Source organism: Solidesulfovibrio sp. DCME (genome assembly GCF_049995385.1).
Lineage (GTDB): Bacteria > Desulfobacterota > Desulfovibrionia > Desulfovibrionales > Desulfovibrionaceae > Solidesulfovibrio.
In genome coordinates this window covers 2,804,594-2,820,496 of record NZ_CP188261.1, presented here as the reverse complement: position 1 = coordinate 2,820,496, position 15,903 = coordinate 2,804,594, and the positions used below count along the sequence as shown (strand labels likewise).

Here is a 15,903-nt window from a genome sequence, read left to right as displayed (position 1 = left end):
GCTCTCCTTGGGGAAAACGTTGAATCCCGGGGAAAAATTGCGTATATCATGGCACATGAACGTACCAGGAACGTTTACCTTGGGTCCCGGCGACGGGGCGGCCCGCACCGGACTGCTCAGCACCGCCCACGGCCAGGTCGAAACGCCCATTTTCATGCCCGTCGGCACCCAGGGCACGGTCAAAAGCCTGTGCCCCACCGACCTGCATGACCTCAAGGCGCAAATCATCCTTGGCAACACCTACCACCTCTACCTGCGCCCGGGCGACGAACTGGTGGCCAGGCTCGGCGGGTTGCACCGCTTCATGGGCTGGGACGGGCCGATCCTCACCGATTCCGGCGGCTTCCAGGTGTTCAGCCTGTCGGGGCTGCGGCGCATCACCGAGGAGGGGGTCACCTTCTCCTCCCATATCGACGGCTCCAAGCATCTCTTTTCGCCGGAAAAAGTCGTCTCCATCCAGCGAAACCTCGGCTCGGACATCATGATGGTCCTCGACGAGTGCGTGCCCTACGGCGCGGACCGGGCCTACACGGAAAAGTCGTTGGCGCTCACCACCCGCTGGGCGGCGCGCTGCCGCCAGGCCCACCCGGCCCGGGATCGGGGCCAACTGCTGTTCGGCATCGTCCAGGGCGGATTTTTCAAGGACCTGCGCGCCGAGAGCGCCCGGCAGCTCATCGACCTGGACTTCGAGGGCTACGCCCTGGGCGGCCTGTCGGTTGGCGAGAGCCGGCCGGAGATGTACGACATCCTCTGCGACGCCACCCCCCTGCTCCCGGCCCACAAGCCCCGCTACCTCATGGGCGTGGGCGCGCCGCGCGATTTGTTGGCCGGCATGGCCGCCGGCATCGACATGTTCGACTGCGTGCTGCCAACCAGAAACGCCCGAAACGGCACGCTTTTTACCACCAAGGGCAAGGTCAACATCAAGCGGGCCGAGTACCGCGAGGACGACTCGCCGCTGGACGCCGACTGCCCCTGCTACGCCTGCCGGACCTTTTCCAAGGCCTATCTGCGCCATCTCTACATAGCCAAGGAGCTTTTGTCGTACAGGCTCAACACCCTGCACAACCTGACCTTTTTTTCCCAGATGATGGAACGCGCCCGGGCCGCCATCCGCGACGGCCGCTTCGCCGCCTTCCGGGCGGACCTGGAAGCCGTCTACCCGGAAAACGAGGAAGTGGAAGAATAAGATCGGGGCGCCGCCCCGAACCCCGCCGGGGGGCATGATGCCCCCCGGACCCCCTCGTATTTAAAAGAAAGTCACAGGCGGCATGTCCCGGGGCGGGATGGCCAGGGGCCTGGCGGCGCGCCGGCCGAGCAGCAAGGCGGCGTAGCCTTTGCGCCCCTGCGGGATGCCGAGCATTTCCCCCAGCGGCCGGTGCGCGTCCAGGGCGAAAATGAGGTAGCCGCACCAGCAGGCGCCGTAGCCGGCGGCCGCGGCCGCGATCTCCAGCCACGCACAGGCGATGGCCGCGTCCAGCGCCGGCGTGATGCCGCCGTCCGGGGCGTGGGCCACCACCACGTGGGGCGCGCCGCGAAAAATGACGTCCTTGCCCTTGCCCGCCGCCCGGGCCGCGCCGGCCAGGTGCAGTTCCCGGGCGCGCTCGGTCTTGGCGCCGACTTCCCCGGCGATCCAGTCCAGCACCCCCTGGCGGGCCACGTCCATGCGCGCCGGGCCGTCCACGACGACATAGCCGACATCCCGGGTGTTGTGGCCCGTGGGCGCGTGGCGCACGGCATCGATCAGGGAAAGCAGTTCCTGGCGCGGGACGGGCGCAGGATCGAAGGTGCGGCAGGACCGGCGGCTGTCCAGCAGATGGCGCACGGCGGCGAAATCCGGCAGGTCCTTGCGCCGGATGGGGGCGAATTCCTCGGCCGGCAGCAGCTCGTGGACGAAGGCTCCGGTCGGGCAGGCGATGGCGCAGTGGCCGCAGCGGATGCAGTGGGCCTCGCGCCCTTCCAGGGCCGTGGGCGTCTCGCCCGGGGCGGCCTGGCGCACCAGGCTGGCCGGGCAGGCGGCCACGCACAGGCCGCAGCCGGTGCAGGCCTCGGTTATGGTGAACAGGGCCATCACGAACCTTCCTTTTTTGCGGAGGAGGTTGCGCCGAAACGGGCGTTTAAAACGGCCAGGGCTTGCTCTTCCTGGCGCACGTAGAGGTCGGTGTCGAAAAGCGCCTTGTGGCCGCCCACGGCATGGCGCAGGCACGGGGCCAGGGGGACGTGGACGAATTCGTGCCCCAGGCGGACCATGTCGCCGAACCAGGCCACGCCGATGTCCAGCACACCCTCGCCGGTTTCGGGGTTGCCCACGTCCACATAGGCGCCAAACGGCCGGGCCGGCCCGGCGGGACAGGTGGCCGGCTTGGCCTTGGCCATGTTGATGAGGCAGCAGTATTCGTTGAGCCGGCATTCCGGCAGGGGCCAGGGGTTGGCCACGAGTTCGGGCCTTGGCTCCCACATGTAGCGCCGCCGGTAGATGGCCGGGTCCAGGGCGTCGTAGAGCCCGCGCAAGGTGGCGAAATCGGGCCGGAAGTCCCGGTAGCGGCCCGGGCCGCACCGGCCCAGGTAGCTGGCCGGGCACAGCCAGCACTGGCCGATCTCGCCCGCGCCCGTGGCCTCGCCGATACGGCCGAGCAGCAGCCCCACGGCGTCGCCGATGAATTCGCAGTCGTTGTGGATCAAAAGCAGGTAGTTCTTGTCCGTGCGCTCGAAGGGATACTGGTAGCGCAAGCTGTGGCGATAGTCGGTGTCGCCGAGCCGGGCGGGGTCCACGGGATAGCGCCAGTTCATGAAGCGCGGCCGGAAATGGACGAGGCGCTCGCCCACAAGCCGCCGGGTGTCGGCGTGGGCGAACAGGTCGTTGATGACGTCCGGCTCCTCGATGAAATAGACCTTGTCGATCCACTGGCCGCTGTGGTGCAGGAGCGTCAGCAGGGAAAGGGCCGTCTGGGCCGGCTTGCCGAAGACGTTGACCGCCACGTCGACGATGCGTGTTTTCTTGTGCGCCATACTCCGCTTCAAGGATGCGACATTAGCCCATGGCGTGGCTTCCGGCAAGCGCCCCACTCGCGGCCGCGCCGCCTGCCTCGGGGAAGGTGATCACCACCATGGTGATGTCGTCTTCCTGGGGCAGCCCCTGGCGGAAGGCCGTCACGGCTTCGGTTACGGCCGCGACCACTTCCTGGGCCGGAAGGCGGGCCGCCCGGCGCAGCACCTCGCGCAGGCGCTCCTTGCCGAACATCTCCCCCGCCCTGTTGCGGGCTTCCCAGATGCCGTCCGTGCCGAGAAACAGCAGCCCGGCCTCGGGCCAGGCCCGGCGCGACTCCCTGTAGCCGTAGCCGGCCACCACCCCCAGGGGGACACCCGGGCCGGCCAGGTCCTCGAAGCGGTCCGCTTCCGGCAGATAGAGCATGGCCGGGTCCTGGCCGGCGCGCACCCAGCGCAGCAGGCGCGTGCGGGCGTCGAGGTCGAGGTAGAAAAGGGTCACGAAGCGCCCCGTGCCGTTGACGTCTTCGCACAGCCGGCCGTTGACCGCGCCGACCACGGAAACCGGGTCGCCGCCCAGGGCCGCGGCCATGCGCACCGAAGCCCGGGCCGAGGCCATGAGCAGCGCCGAACCTACGCCATGCCCGGCCACGTCGCCAACGACCAGGGCGAAACGCTGGGCGCCGAGCGTAATGCAATCGTAATAATCCCCGCCGGTCTCGTCGCAGTAGACACTGGAGGCAGCCACATCGAGCCCGGTCAGGCGAGGCGGCTCTCCGGGCAGGAGGTTTCGCTGCACGTCCTCGGCGACTTTGAGGGCATCGAGCAGCCGCACCCGATGGGAAAGGCCGGCCACCATGGCGTTGACCCCGGCGGCGATGCGGCCGAACTCGTCGGCCGTGACCACGGGCAGGCGCACGGTCAGGTCGCCCTGGCTGACCCGGGCCAGGCCATCGGTGACGGTGTGGAACAGCAGGCGCAGGTTGCCGGCATACAGGACGATGATCCGGGCGGCGCACAGGAACAAGATGGTCAGCACCAGCAGGTTTTCCAGCATGACCGTGCGCCTCGCCCGGGCGAGCACCTCCGGGGTGCGCTCCAGGGTGGACAGCCAAGCCACGTCGCCGGCCCAGATGAGCGCCAAAAGCCCCATGAGGAGGAGCGTGGCCACGCTGGCCAGAAACAGGAACCGGCGGGCCAGGCTGCGCAGATCGCCCGGGGCGGTGGCCCGGGGGAAAACGTCGGTGTGCCTGGCTTGGCGCACCAGGTCGCGCAGCCGCAGCAGGCCGCTTTCCAGGCCCAGGTAGAAGCCGGCGGCCGCGCCGCCCACGGCCAGCTTCCAGCCCGTGACCAGGGGAAAGCCGTACAGGGCCTCGACGCCCAGGCCGGCCACGGAGCCGGCGAACAGGCAGCAGACGAATTCCAGCAGGCCTTGGCGCCCGGGCTGTGCCCTGGAGGAAGCGGCAAGGACGAAACGATGCATGGCCAGGGGCCGCCCGGCCAGCATCAGGGCAAAGGACCCGGCGAGCATCGCCCCCAGCCACACGGGGGGCAAAGCCTCCATGAACGGTCAGACCTGGCCGCCGTAAACCGTCAGCAGGACCGTGACGACCAGGTAGCGTCGGGCGGCAAAACCGACCCCTTGGAACGATGGAGCGTGGTGCATCCACTCCTCTTGCCCGAAGGCGCCTAGGGAAGCAATCCTGCTTTGCGCGATATCGTGACTGGAAGGCCGGGCGCAGGCCCGCCCGGGGCGGCCGGCTGCGGGACGGCTGGCGGGGACACGTCGCGAGGGCTCGCGCGGGCGTCCGCCGGGACTACGACAAGGTTTCGTATAATTTCATTTTCCTTAAAAATACGGACGTATTTTCAAGGGGCCTGGCTCTAGCGCGGGGCGTCCGCCGGGGCCTGGGGCACGAGGCGCAGCCGACGCAAAAACAGGGCCATGGTCCGCAGGTCGGTCGGCGCAAACGACGTCTTGCCCTGGTTCCAGTCGGCGTACTCCAGGGTCACGGTATTGCGGCCCCGGCGCCCTTCCACGGGCAGGCGCAGGCTTTTGACGGCGTCGGCCGGCAGATCGGTGATTTTGGCCAGTTCCCGGCCGTTGGCGGCGATGGTCACGGCCTGGCCGGGGATGACGTTGGCGAAATCGCATTCGAGCACATACCGCCCGTCCTCGGGCAGTTCGAAGGCCAGGGAGGTTTTCGGCCCAAGGCCCCACCGCCAGAGGTTGGCCGCGTTGTGCTCGATGGTGCCCAGGCCCGATTCGGTGACGTCCAGTCCCGGCGAATCGAAATGGCCCGTGGGCGCGATTTCCAGGTCGAACCCCCGAAAGGCGGCGGTCTCCAGGTTGCCGCCCGGGTAGCGGGCCGTATAGGGCGCGCAGACCGTGGTCACGATCAGGCGCAGGCGCTTGTAGGGGCGGTCGCGCCGCACGGTGACCGTGCGCGCGGTGTCCGGGTCCGGGCCGGTGGAGGTGAAAAGCGGCAGCGGCGCCTCGTCGTCAAAGGCCAGGGCAAAGGCCATGGTGCTGTCGCGGCCTTCGTTTCTGTACTCGAAGACCCATTGCAGCAGTTGGGGCGCCTGGCCGGCGGTGTTGTCCAGGGCGTATTCGAGGCTGGCCGGGCTGTCGTTTCGCGTGGCCAGGGCCTCGCCGCCCCAGTAGGGGTTGATGGTGACGTCGTTGAAGGCGGCCACCTGCCGGTAGAACTCGGGAAAGGCCGTCCGGCGGCGCAGGTGAAACGGCACGGCCGCGACCACCGGGGCCGGCTCGCGCCTAACGGGCAGCGTATAGAGCATGGCGTTGAGGACCGGTTCGGCCTTGGCGATGGGGCCCACGGCGGCGGCGAAGGCTTCCTCGGTTGCGCCGAGGTGGCCCCAGATCTTGTACGGCGCGAAAAACAGCAGGTCGAAATCCCCGGCCCCGGCTTCCAGGCGCTGGTGGCGGAAGGGGTTTTGGGCGGTGAACCGGTCGAGGTACCAGGACACGGCATTGACCGCCCCCGGGTCCGAGGCGGCGATGACCCGGCCGGGGCGCAGCCGCCAGGACAGCTCCCGGGCCATGGGCTTGAAGTTGGTGACGAAGACCGGATGGCGGTAGCTGGTTTCCTCGAAGTAGGCTTCGGGATGGCCCCACGAAACCCCCAGGCTGCCGATGGCGGCCAGGGCCACGGCCAGGGGCAGGGCCAGGCCGGGCCGCGGCAGCAGGCGGGCCGCCTGGCCGGCCACGAGGGCCGCCGGCACGGTCATGTAGAGGAAATGGCGGGGCGAGAAATAGGCGGTCTTGCGCATCAAAAAAAGGATCAACGCCGGCACCACGACCAGCAGCAGGCAGGCGGCCAGCTCGCGCGGAGCGCGCCGGGCCAGGGCCACGGCGCCGCAAAGGACCCAGGCGCCCATGCCAAGCCGCATGGCCAGGTCGTCGTGGCTCCACAGGACCATGGCCGCGTATTGGGCGATGAGCCGGCCGATGTCCTCGTACCCGGCCTTGAAACCGAAAATCGACAGGGTCGTTTGGCTGGGCAGGAAGAAATAGAGCAGCACCGGCACGGCCACGGCCAGGGTGCCGGCGGCGAAGAGAAGGATTTGGCGCAGGGAAACGCCCTTCCCGCCCGGCCGCCAGTTGGCCAGCAGCACGAGCCCCTCGGCGAAGACGATCTGGAAGGTGAAATAGTGCAGCAAAAAAAGCGGCGCGTTGACACCCAAAAGGGCCCAGAGGTCGCGGGCGCGGCCCTCGCGCAGGAAGCGCAGCAGGAAGTACAGGGAAAAGACGAACAGCAGCGTCAGGAGGGCATAGGGCCGCACCTGGCGGACATGCCAGACCTGCATGGCGCTGCCGGCCAGGAAGGCGGCCGCCACCAGGCCCACTCCCCGGCCGTAGAGGGCCGTGCCCACCCGGTACAGGGCATAGACCGCCGCCAGCCCGCACAGGGCCGAGGGCAGGCGCAGGGCGAAATCGGACAGCCCGGCCGCTTCCACCAGCTTGATCAAAAAGTGGTACAGCGGCGGGTGCATCTCGCAGTGCCGCGCGAAGTCGATGATGTAGGCGGCCGGAAACCGGGCCGTCAGCGGCACGAGGATCTCGTCCCACCACATGGACGGGGTTTCCAAATGATAGAACCGGGGCCAGGCGGCCAGGGCCAGGACGCAGGCCAGGGCCAACCGCCAGGGCCAGGGACGGGCCTCCCGGGAGGGGACGGAGTGCGGGAAGGACGGCTGGGGCATGGAGGGAAACGAGGCGGTTAACAGGCCGGGCCTAGCCGCCGGCCGACAACGGCAGCCACACTGCCGCGCCGAAACCTCGGGCGGGAACGCGCGGCCATGCCGTGTCGCCGTGGGGCGAAAGGCCTAGGCTTGGCCGTTGCCGACGTGCTCGCCTTCCTTGGCCTGGGTCACGGACTGCTGCTGGGTGCGCACGGCTTCCAGGCGCTTGACGAAGGCGTCACGGCATTCGTAGCTGCAAAAGGCGTAGACCTTGTCGCCGTCGCGGGCCCGGATATCGGCATCGGCCGGCACGTAGGTGCCGCAGATGGGGTCCTTGACCATTTCGCCGGTGGCGGCCATGCGCTTTTTCGATTCGGCTTCCTGGTCCTTCTTGCGGCCCCGGTCGCCCATGAACAGCTTGTACAGCACGAAAGCGGCCACGATCAGTATGAGCCAGCGGTACATAACGCTCCTTGGAGGCCCTTTCCAGAGCCGGTCAATCCCCGCTCCATAGGCTATTTCCGGAGATTTTGAAAGGGATTTTCGCCAGGGCCTCGGCCACGCCGCCCCCCTGCCCGTCCGGGATGGGGAGATCCGGGGCCAGATCGGCCAGGGGCACCAGGACGAAGGCGCGCTGGCGCAGGCGCGGGTGCGGCACGACCAGATCCGGCTCGTTAAGGCGCTGCCCGCCGAAAAGTAGGATGTCCAGGTCGATGGTGCGGGGGCCGAAACGCCGGCCGGGGTCGCGCACCCGGCCAAGGGCCGCCTCGATGGCCTGCAAGGCCGCCAGCAGCCGGCGCGCCGACCAGCTGTCGTCCAGTTCCAGGGCCACGACCTGGTTGCGAAAGCCCGGCTGGTCGGCATCCCCCCAGGGCTCGGTGGCGTAGACCGGGCTCCCGGCGGCAAGGGTCGCCCCCGGAAGCGCGGCCAGGCGCTCCCGGGCGGCGGCGAGATGGGCTTCCCGGTCCCCGAGGTTGGACCCCAGGCCCAGGTAGGCCGTAATCATTACAGTTTGCCGGCGATGCGGGAAAGCGCCTCTTCCAGGCGGGCCACGGGCACGGTCATGGCGATGCGGAAATAGCCTTCCCCGGGCGCGCCGAAGCCGTTGCCCGGGGTGACCACCACGCCCGTTTCCTGGAGCACCCGGGTGACGAAGGCGGCCGAGGTCTGGCCGGCCGGCACCTTGCACCACAGATAGAAGGAGGCTTTGGGCGTGCGGCAGGCAATGCCCATCTTGGCCAGGGCGGCCACGGCCACGTCGCGGCGTTCCTTGTAGACGTCCCGGAACTTGGCGGCATGGGGCTCGCCGTGCCGCAGGGCGGCGATGCCGGCCTCCTGCACGGCCTGGAAGATGCCCGAATCGACGTTTTCCTTGATCTTGCCCAGTCCCTTGACCAGGCCGGCGTTGCCGACAGCCATGCCGATGCGCCAGCCGGTCATGTTGTAGGTCTTGGACAGGGAATGGAACTCGATGGCCACGTCGCGCGCCCCTTCGATCTCCAGGATCGACAGCGGCTTGTCGGACGGATCGTAGTACATCTCGGTGTAGGCCGCGTCCGAAACGACGATGGTGTTTGTTTCCCGGGCCTTGGCCACGAGCTTTTCGTAGAAGGAACGCGGGGCCGTGGCCGCGGTGGGGTTGTTGGGGTAGTTGACGAAGATCATCTTGGCCCGGGCCCATTCGGCGTCGGTCACGGCGTCGAGGTCGGGCAGGAAGTCGTTTTGCTCGAGCAGCGGCAGGGTCTTGACTTCGCCGCCGCAAAAGCCCGTGGCCACGGGGTAGACCGGATAGTTGGGCGGGCACACCAGCACCAGGTCGCCGGGGTTGACGTAGGCCAGGGGGAAATGGGCGATGCCTTCCTTGGAACCGATCAGGCTCACCACTTCGCTGGCCGGGTCGAGGGAGACGCCGAAGCGGGCCTTGTACCAGTCGGCCACGGCCGCGCGGAAGGCCAGCAGGCCGACGTAGTCCGGATATTGGTGGTTGGCCGGCTTCTTGGCCGCTTCGCACAGGGCCTCGACGATGAAATCCGGGGTGGGCATGTCCGGGTCGCCGATGCCAAGGGAAATGATGTCCACGCCACGGGCCCGGACCTCGGCCTTGACCCGGTCGATCTCGGCGAAAAGGTACGGCGGCAGCGCGGCCAGGCGGTCGGCCATGGGGAATGCGGTCATGGGGGCTCCTTTGCGGGCGTATGGGGTCGCGCGAGGCGAAGGGCACACACTTAAGAAAGACAAAAAGCCCCTGTCAAGCCGCTGTCGCGCTTCGTTGCCGGCAACAGGCAAATCCCTTTCCCCCGACCGCTACTCTGGGGTATGGAAAATACGCCCGCGATCCGGAGCCGGTCCGGGACCGCGACGGCTTCCCCAAACGCCTGCGTCCCCCGGCGTCGACCCCTTTTGCTGCGGGAGCACGCTCCATGGATGGCACTTTTTCCGCGCGTCTGCGACGTTTTCGTATTGCGAACGAAAAGGCCGAACGTGTTGCGGCCGACATTGCCCAGGGCTCGACGCCGGCCATCGGTTTCTATGCCTTGATCGCCACGGCGTCGCTGATCGCCAGCCTTGGCCTGGTGGCCAACAGCCCGGCGGTCATCATCGGGGCCATGCTGGTCTCGCCGCTGATGTCGCCCATTTTCGGCCTGGCCCTGGGCATGATTCGCGGCGACGCGCACCTGCTCGGCAAGGCGGCCCAGGCCGAGGTCTCGGGCATGGCCCTGGCCGTGGCCTTCGGGGCGCTGTTCGGCCTGCTGCCGGTGATGACCGAGATCACCCCGGAGATGCTGGCCCGCACCGAACCCACCCTGCTCGATCTGCTGGTGGCGGTCTTCGCCGGGTTCGCCGGCACGCTGGCCATGATCGACGACCGCATCAGCCCGGCCCTGCCCGGCGTGGCCATCGCCACGGCCATCGTCCCGCCCCTGGCCACCTGCGGCCTGTGCCTGGCCCATGGTTCCACCGCGGCGGCCAGCGGCGCGTTTTTGCTCTTTTTCGCCAACTTCGTGGCCATCCTGCTGGTGTCCGCCATGACCTTCCTGGTCGCCGGCCTCACCCGGCACGCCGACGCCGCGGGGAACTCCCGTCGCGTGGCCGGCAACATGGCGCTGACCATCCTGGGCTTCCTGCTGGTCTCGGCCTACCTGACCCACAGCCTGACCGCCATTTTGCGGGACCATCGCCAGCACGATCAAGTCAAGGCCGCCGTGGAACAGGCCCTGCGCGCCGAGCCGGCGGCCACCCTGGTCAGCCTCCAGCGCAAGGACCTCGGCGACAGCGTGGATGTCCTTGTCGCCGTCCGTTCGCCGCGCTCCCTGGACCCCCGGCTGGTGGCGGACATGGAAGAGGCCGTTTCCAGGCGCATCGGCAAAAAAGTCCGCCTGGGCGCCCGCAGCCTGCTGACCAAGGACATCTACCCTCCCGGCGGCGGCGGCCTGGTGGCTGTTGCCCGCCTCGACGGCGGGCTTTTCACCGACAAGGTTTCCGATGACGTCAGGCACTTGCAACAGGCCGAGCAATGCCTGCGGGAGATGCTGGCCGACAGGCCGCAGATGCTGCTGCTCGACGTCAACCTCGTCAAGCTCGGCAACGACCCCGTGGTCATGGCCACGGTGCAGACGGCGCGGCCCCTGCTGCCCGTGGAGATCCGCGAGGCCGAAGGGATGCTGCGCGACCGCCTCGGGGTGGCGAACCTGCGCCTTTTGGCCAGGTGCCTGCTGCCCGAGGACATCGCGTCCGACGGCCGCATCCTCTACGGCAAGGCCCATTTCGGCCCCGACGATCCCGAGGCCGATGCCGTGGCCGAGGCCGTGCGCCGCACGCTGGAGGCCCTGCCGTTGGTGTACGTGACCGCCCTGGACGTGGTGCGCGCGGGCGAGCGCTACCAGGCCCGGGTCGACATCACCGGCGCGCGGGTGATCACGTCCCAGGAGGTCAAGGCGGCCGAGGCCGCGGCCGCGGCCGCCACGGGCAAGGATGTCGTCCTCGCCGCCCGGTCCAGGGTGGGGCTCATGGTGACGGATGCGGAGGCGATGCCTGTGGAGGAATACACCCGCCGCCGCATTCTCGAAAACCGGGAAACGGAAGAAAAGCTCCCCCAGCGGCCCGAGGCCGGAGAGACTGCAAACACCGCACCGTCGGGCGGCCGTTAACACGATGACGCCTCCGGGGCTGGTGGCTGCGCACGATCGGCAAACACCGCACCGTCGGGGCGGCCATCAGAACGGGTCGAAGGCCTCCGGCCCGATCTGCCCGGCCTTGACCGGCGAGGCATTGTCCCCTTGGGGCTTGGGACGGTCCGTGTCGGGAGCCGTCGCGGCGGGGCGTACGGCCCCGGCCGCCGGGGCCGTGGCTGCGGCCTCGGCGGCCGGGGCCGGCCGGCTGGGCCGGGGCTTCGGGCGTCGCGGCCGCAGGCTGGGCCGGGGCTTCGGGCGTCGCGGCCGCAGGCTGGGGCAGGGCCTGCGCTTCGGGCGTCACGGCCGGTTTGGCGTGCGGGGCGGGCGTGGCCCGGCGGGGCTTGGCCACGCTTTCGCGTACCGGCGTCGGGGAGAGGCTGTCGCTTTCCACCCAGCCGACGATGCGGCCGTCGTCGATGGCCACCTTGGAAAACCCGTCCCGCCTGGCCGAGACCGCCACCTCGACGTTGACGCCCACGGAAACCAGGGTCCGCGAGGCGGCATCGGGCGCGGCAAGGACCAGGGTCTGCCGTTTGGTATAGGCGACATCGCCCAGGCCGGGACCATGCACGGCTTTCTGGCACCCCCCCAGGGCCATGGCCAGGAGCAGGCAAAACCATGGGGCAAGCGCGAAAACGGGTGGGACTCGCATGGGCCGCCTCCGGGGATCGGATATGCCTTGTAGGTTCCACGCCGGGTTCGAAGTTGCAAGGGCCTTTTGCCCGAAACCACCAAGGCGCGCCATTGAAGCCCGTCCGAAATCGTGTCACTGTCCGGGCCAGACCGGCCATGAGCACCGAAAAAGACCTCCCCGCCTCGCCCCCTACTCACCCCTGGGTGGACCGCTACCTGGAGCACCTGATCGTGGCCAAGGGGCTTTCCGAGCATTCTCTCGACGCCTATTCAACTGATATCACAAGTTTTTTAATATTTTTAAACAGCCATGACGGCCGCCTGGAAAGCGTTACCGATGACACGCTGTTCCTCTATCTGATGCACCTGCGCGCCCGGGGCCTGGCCAGCCGGTCCCTGGCCAGGCACCTGTCGGCCCTGCGCGGGTTCTTCGCCTTTGCCGCGGACGAGGCCTGGCTGCCCGGCTCCCCGGCGGCGCTGATTGAAAACCCCAAGCTGCCGCGCCTGCTGCCGGACGTGCTTTCGCGCGAGGACGTCGCGCGGCTGCTGGCCGCCCCGGATACCGCCAAACCCAAGGGCTACCGCGACCGGACCATGCTGGAGCTGCTCTACGCCGCCGGGCTGCGCGTCTCGGAGCTGGTGGGCCTGACCCTCGGCGATTTCGACGCCCAGGCCGGGCTTTTGCGCGTCTTCGGCAAGGGCGCCAAGGAACGCCTCACCCCCATCCACGACCTGGCCCGGGAGTTTCTGTCCACCTATATCGCCACGGTGCGCGGCGCCTTCCATCCCCGGGAACAGTTCCTGTTCCTCAACCGCTCGGGTAAGGGCCTCAGCCGCCAGACGGTCTGGAAGGACATCAAGCACTACGCCCTGGCCGCGGGCGTGCCCCAGCGCATTTCGCCCCACAGCTTGCGCCATTCCTTCGCCACCCATCTGCTGGAAGGCGGGGCCGACCTGCGCACGGTCCAGATGCTCCTGGGCCACGCCGACATCAGCGCCACGGAAATCTACACCCATGTCCAGGCCGGGCGGCTTTTGGCCGTGCACCGCGCCCACCATCCCCGGTCCGGGCCGGCGGGCGGGACCGGATCGGACGAACCAAGGCAAAGTTAAAGTGAAGCTTTATCTATGAGTTTTCCGCCCAAGCCAGCCTTGCAACAGGCCCCGATCATCATCACCGGCCATGCCAACGCCGACTTCGACTGCCTGGCCGCCATCATCGCCGCCGGCAAGCTCTATCCCGGCGCCACCCTGATCTTCCCGGGCAGCCAGGAGAAAAACCTCCGGCATTTCTTCATCCAAAGCGCGACCTATTTGTTCAACTTCAAGAATTTCAAGGATATCGACCCGCAAAGCGTCCACACGCTCGTTTTGGTCGACACCCGCCAGCGCTCCCGCGTGCCCCATATCGAGCCGGTCTTTGCCAACCCGGGCCTAACCATCCACTGCTACGACCACCACCCCGACACCGACGAGGACGTCGCCGCCACGGTCAGCCAGGTCAAGCCCTGGGGCTCCACCACGGCCATCCTCATGGAGCGCATCATGGCCGAGGGCCTGGCGCTCACCACGGACGAAGCCACCATCCTGGGCCTTGGCATCTACGAGGACACGGGCTCGTTCACCTTCGCCTCCACCACCGAGCACGACCTGGCCGCCGCCGCCTGGCTGCGCGGCCGGGGCATGGACGTGGGGGTCATCGCCGACCTCATGACCCGGGAGCTGTCCTCGGAACAGATCACCATCATGAGCCAGCTCATCGAGTCGGCCCAGACCCACGACGTCAACGGCGTGGAGGTGGTCATCGCCGAGGCCACCAGCGACCAGTATGTGGGCGATTTCGCCCTGCTCGTGCACAAGTTCCTGGACATGGAAAACCTGCGCGTGCTGTTTGCCATCGGGCTCATGAACGACCGGGTGCACCTGGTCGCCCGATCGCGCACCCCGGACGTGGACGTGGGCAGGATCTGCGCCTCCCTCGGCGGCGGCGGCCACCCCTACGCCGCCTCGGCCTCGATCAAAAACCGCACGCTCACGCAAGTGCGCGAGGAGCTTTTCGGCCTGCTCTATTCCCAGGTCAATCCGCAGATCCTGGTGCGCCAGCTCATGAGCAAGCCGGCCGTGTCCATCGAGGAAACCGCCTCCATGCGCCGGGCCGAGGAGATCATGACCCGCTACGGCTTAAAAGCCCTGCCGGTCATCGTCGGCAAGGGCAACCGTCGCTGCGTGGGCGTCATCGAGCACGACATCATGGACAAGGCCATCAACCACGGCCTGGGCGACGTGCCGGTCTCGGAATACATGATCCGCGACCCGGCCGTGGTCGCGCCGGAGACTGACCTCTACCCGGTCATGGAGATCATCCTGGGCCGGCGCCAGCGCCTGGTGCCGGTGGTGGAAAACGGCCGGCTTTCCGGCGTGGTCACCCGCACGGACCTAGTCAACACGCTCGTCAAGGAGCCGGCCCGCATCCCGGAGTCGCTGCTGCCCGAGCGCAAGCGCGACCGCAACATCGCCGGCCTGCTGCGCGAACGACTCCCTAAAGAAATACTTGAACTCCTGAAAAAGGCCGGCAACCTGGGCCAGAGCCTGGGCTACGGCGTCTACGTGGTGGGCGGGTTCGTGCGCGACGTGCTGCTCAAGCACCCCAATTTCGACGTGGACCTGGTGGTCGAGGGCGACGGCATCGCCTTTGCCGCGGCCATGGTCCGGGAGATGGGCGGCCGGTTCAAGTCCCACCCGAAGTTCAAGACCGCCGTGGTGGTGTTGCCCGACGGCCAGCGCGTGGACGTGGCCACGGCCCGGCTCGAATACTACGAATACCCGGCCGCCCTGCCCACGGTGGAGCTGTCCTCCATCAAGATGGACCTCTACCGCCGGGATTTCACGGTCAACGCCCTGGCCGTGCACCTCTCGCCGGAGCGCTTCGGCGAACTGGTGGATTTCTTCGGCGCCCAGCGCGACATCAAGGAGCGCGTGCTGCGCGTGCTGCATTCCTTGAGCTTCGTCGAGGACCCCACGCGCATCGTGCGGGCCATCCGCTTCAGCGAGCGCTTCGGCTTCCGCATCGGCGGCCAGACCGACCGGCTGATCAAAAACGCCGTGCGCCACAACTTCTTCCACAAGCTCTCCGGCGCCCGGGTCTTCCACGAGCTGCGCCTGATCCTGGAGGAGAAAACGCCACTGTCCTGCCTGCGCCGCATGCAGGAATACAAGCTCCTTCCCGCCGTCCATCCGCTGTTGGCCCTGACCCCGGCCCGGGAGGGCGTGCTCATGGAGGTGGAAAACGTCATCAACTGGTACCGGCTGCTCTACATCGAGCCGGCGCCGCGCACCTGGCTGGTCTATTTCCTGGCCCTGTGCTCGGGCATGGATGCCCAGCAGTTCGGGGCCGTGGGCAAGCGCCTCAACTTCTCCAAGCGCACGGCCGAGGACATCGCCCGGCTGCGCGAGATGATCCGCGACACGGCCCAAGGGCTTTTCAACTGGGAGTACCACAAGGGCCCCCTGTCGGAACTCTATTTCCTGCTCGAGGACCTGCCCATCGAAGGCGCTCTGTTCCTCATGGCCCGCAATCCCCGGGAGCCGCTCCAGAAGTACGTCTCTCTCTTCCTCACGGGCCTGCGGGCCAAGCGGGTGGAGATCACTGGCAACGACCTCAAAAAGCTCGGCATCGAGCCCGGGCCGCGCTACACCGACATCCTGAAACAGGTCACGGCGGCGGTCATCGACGGCCATGCCCCCTGCCGGTCCGAACAGCTGGAACTGGTCCGGCGACTGGCGGCCGGGCGTTCCATCGCCTCCCTGCTGGCCCGCACGAGCGGCGGCGAGCGTTGCGCCCTGCCCCAAGCGGAACACGACCCCGAGGCAACGGACTGAGCCGGCCGGCCTCGACATTTGCCCGGCTTGA

Annotated in this window: 11 protein-coding genes; 4 read left to right on the top strand and 7 right to left on the bottom strand. The window is 68.2% G+C overall.

The features are described 5' to 3' along the window. Positions 1–55: 55 nt before the first annotated feature. Entirely contained in the window at positions 56–1,189 is a 1,134-nt protein-coding gene (gene tgt / locus ACP59X_RS12315; protein ID WP_428558661.1) for a tRNA guanosine(34) transglycosylase Tgt, read from the top strand. A gap of 60 nt (positions 1,190–1,249) precedes the next feature. Here tgt and ACP59X_RS12310 read toward each other — a convergent pair whose 3' ends face one another. The 7 genes from ACP59X_RS12310 to ACP59X_RS12280 all read right to left on the bottom strand — a co-directional run bounded on the left by ACP59X_RS12310 (position 1,250) and on the right by ACP59X_RS12280 (position 9,363). Then, complete coding sequence (locus tag ACP59X_RS12310; protein WP_428569888.1) at positions 1,250–2,071, bottom strand: nitroreductase family protein; 822 nt, start codon at positions 2,069–2,071, stop codon at positions 1,250–1,252. Further along, positions 2,071–3,009 carry a hypothetical protein gene (locus ACP59X_RS12305; protein WP_428558659.1) on the bottom strand — a complete coding sequence of 313 codons (939 nt, stop codon included), beginning with the start codon at positions 3,007–3,009 and terminating at the stop codon, positions 2,071–2,073. The genes ACP59X_RS12310 and ACP59X_RS12305 overlap by 1 nt, the downstream gene beginning before the upstream one ends. Positions 3,010–3,031: 22 nt before the next feature. Further along, positions 3,032–4,549 carry a PP2C family protein-serine/threonine phosphatase gene (locus tag ACP59X_RS12300; RefSeq protein WP_428558657.1) on the bottom strand — a complete coding sequence of 506 codons (1,518 nt, stop codon included), beginning with the start codon at positions 4,547–4,549 and terminating at the stop codon, positions 3,032–3,034. A gap of 320 nt (positions 4,550–4,869) precedes the next feature. Beyond that, the gene (locus ACP59X_RS12295; RefSeq protein WP_428558655.1) at positions 4,870–7,209 is read right to left on the bottom strand and encodes a glycosyltransferase family 39 protein; all 2,340 of its coding nucleotides are present in this window, start codon (positions 7,207–7,209) and stop codon (positions 4,870–4,872) included. A gap of 123 nt (positions 7,210–7,332) precedes the next feature. After that, complete coding sequence (locus tag ACP59X_RS12290) at positions 7,333–7,653, bottom strand: transcriptional regulator (protein WP_428558653.1); 321 nt, start codon at positions 7,651–7,653, stop codon at positions 7,333–7,335. Positions 7,654–7,684: 31 nt separating this feature from the next. Then, positions 7,685–8,194, bottom strand: a complete 510-nt coding sequence (gene folK / locus ACP59X_RS12285; RefSeq protein WP_428558650.1) for a 2-amino-4-hydroxy-6-hydroxymethyldihydropteridine diphosphokinase — start codon at positions 8,192–8,194, stop codon at positions 7,685–7,687. Next, a complete protein-coding gene (locus tag ACP59X_RS12280; protein ID WP_428558647.1) occupies positions 8,194–9,363 on the bottom strand; it encodes an LL-diaminopimelate aminotransferase in 1,170 nt (389 codons plus the stop codon). The genes folK and ACP59X_RS12280 overlap by 1 nt, the downstream gene beginning before the upstream one ends. 245 nt (positions 9,364–9,608) lie before the next feature. Here ACP59X_RS12280 and ACP59X_RS12275 point away from each other — a divergent pair, with 245 nt between their 5' ends. The 3 genes from ACP59X_RS12275 (at position 9,609) to ACP59X_RS12265 (ending at position 15,872) form a co-directional block, all read left to right on the top strand. Next, the gene (locus tag ACP59X_RS12275; protein WP_428558645.1) at positions 9,609–11,336 is read left to right on the top strand and encodes a DUF389 domain-containing protein; all 1,728 of its coding nucleotides are present in this window, start codon (positions 9,609–9,611) and stop codon (positions 11,334–11,336) included. Positions 11,337–12,149: 813 nt separating this feature from the next. Then, positions 12,150–13,106, top strand: a complete 957-nt coding sequence (gene xerD, locus ACP59X_RS12270; RefSeq protein WP_428558643.1) for a site-specific tyrosine recombinase XerD — start codon at positions 12,150–12,152, stop codon at positions 13,104–13,106. Between the two features lie 15 nt (positions 13,107–13,121). Next, positions 13,122–15,872 (top strand): CBS domain-containing protein, encoded by a 2,751-nt coding sequence (locus ACP59X_RS12265; protein WP_428558641.1) that lies wholly within the window; start codon positions 13,122–13,124, stop codon positions 15,870–15,872. Positions 15,873–15,903 lie beyond the last annotated feature (31 nt).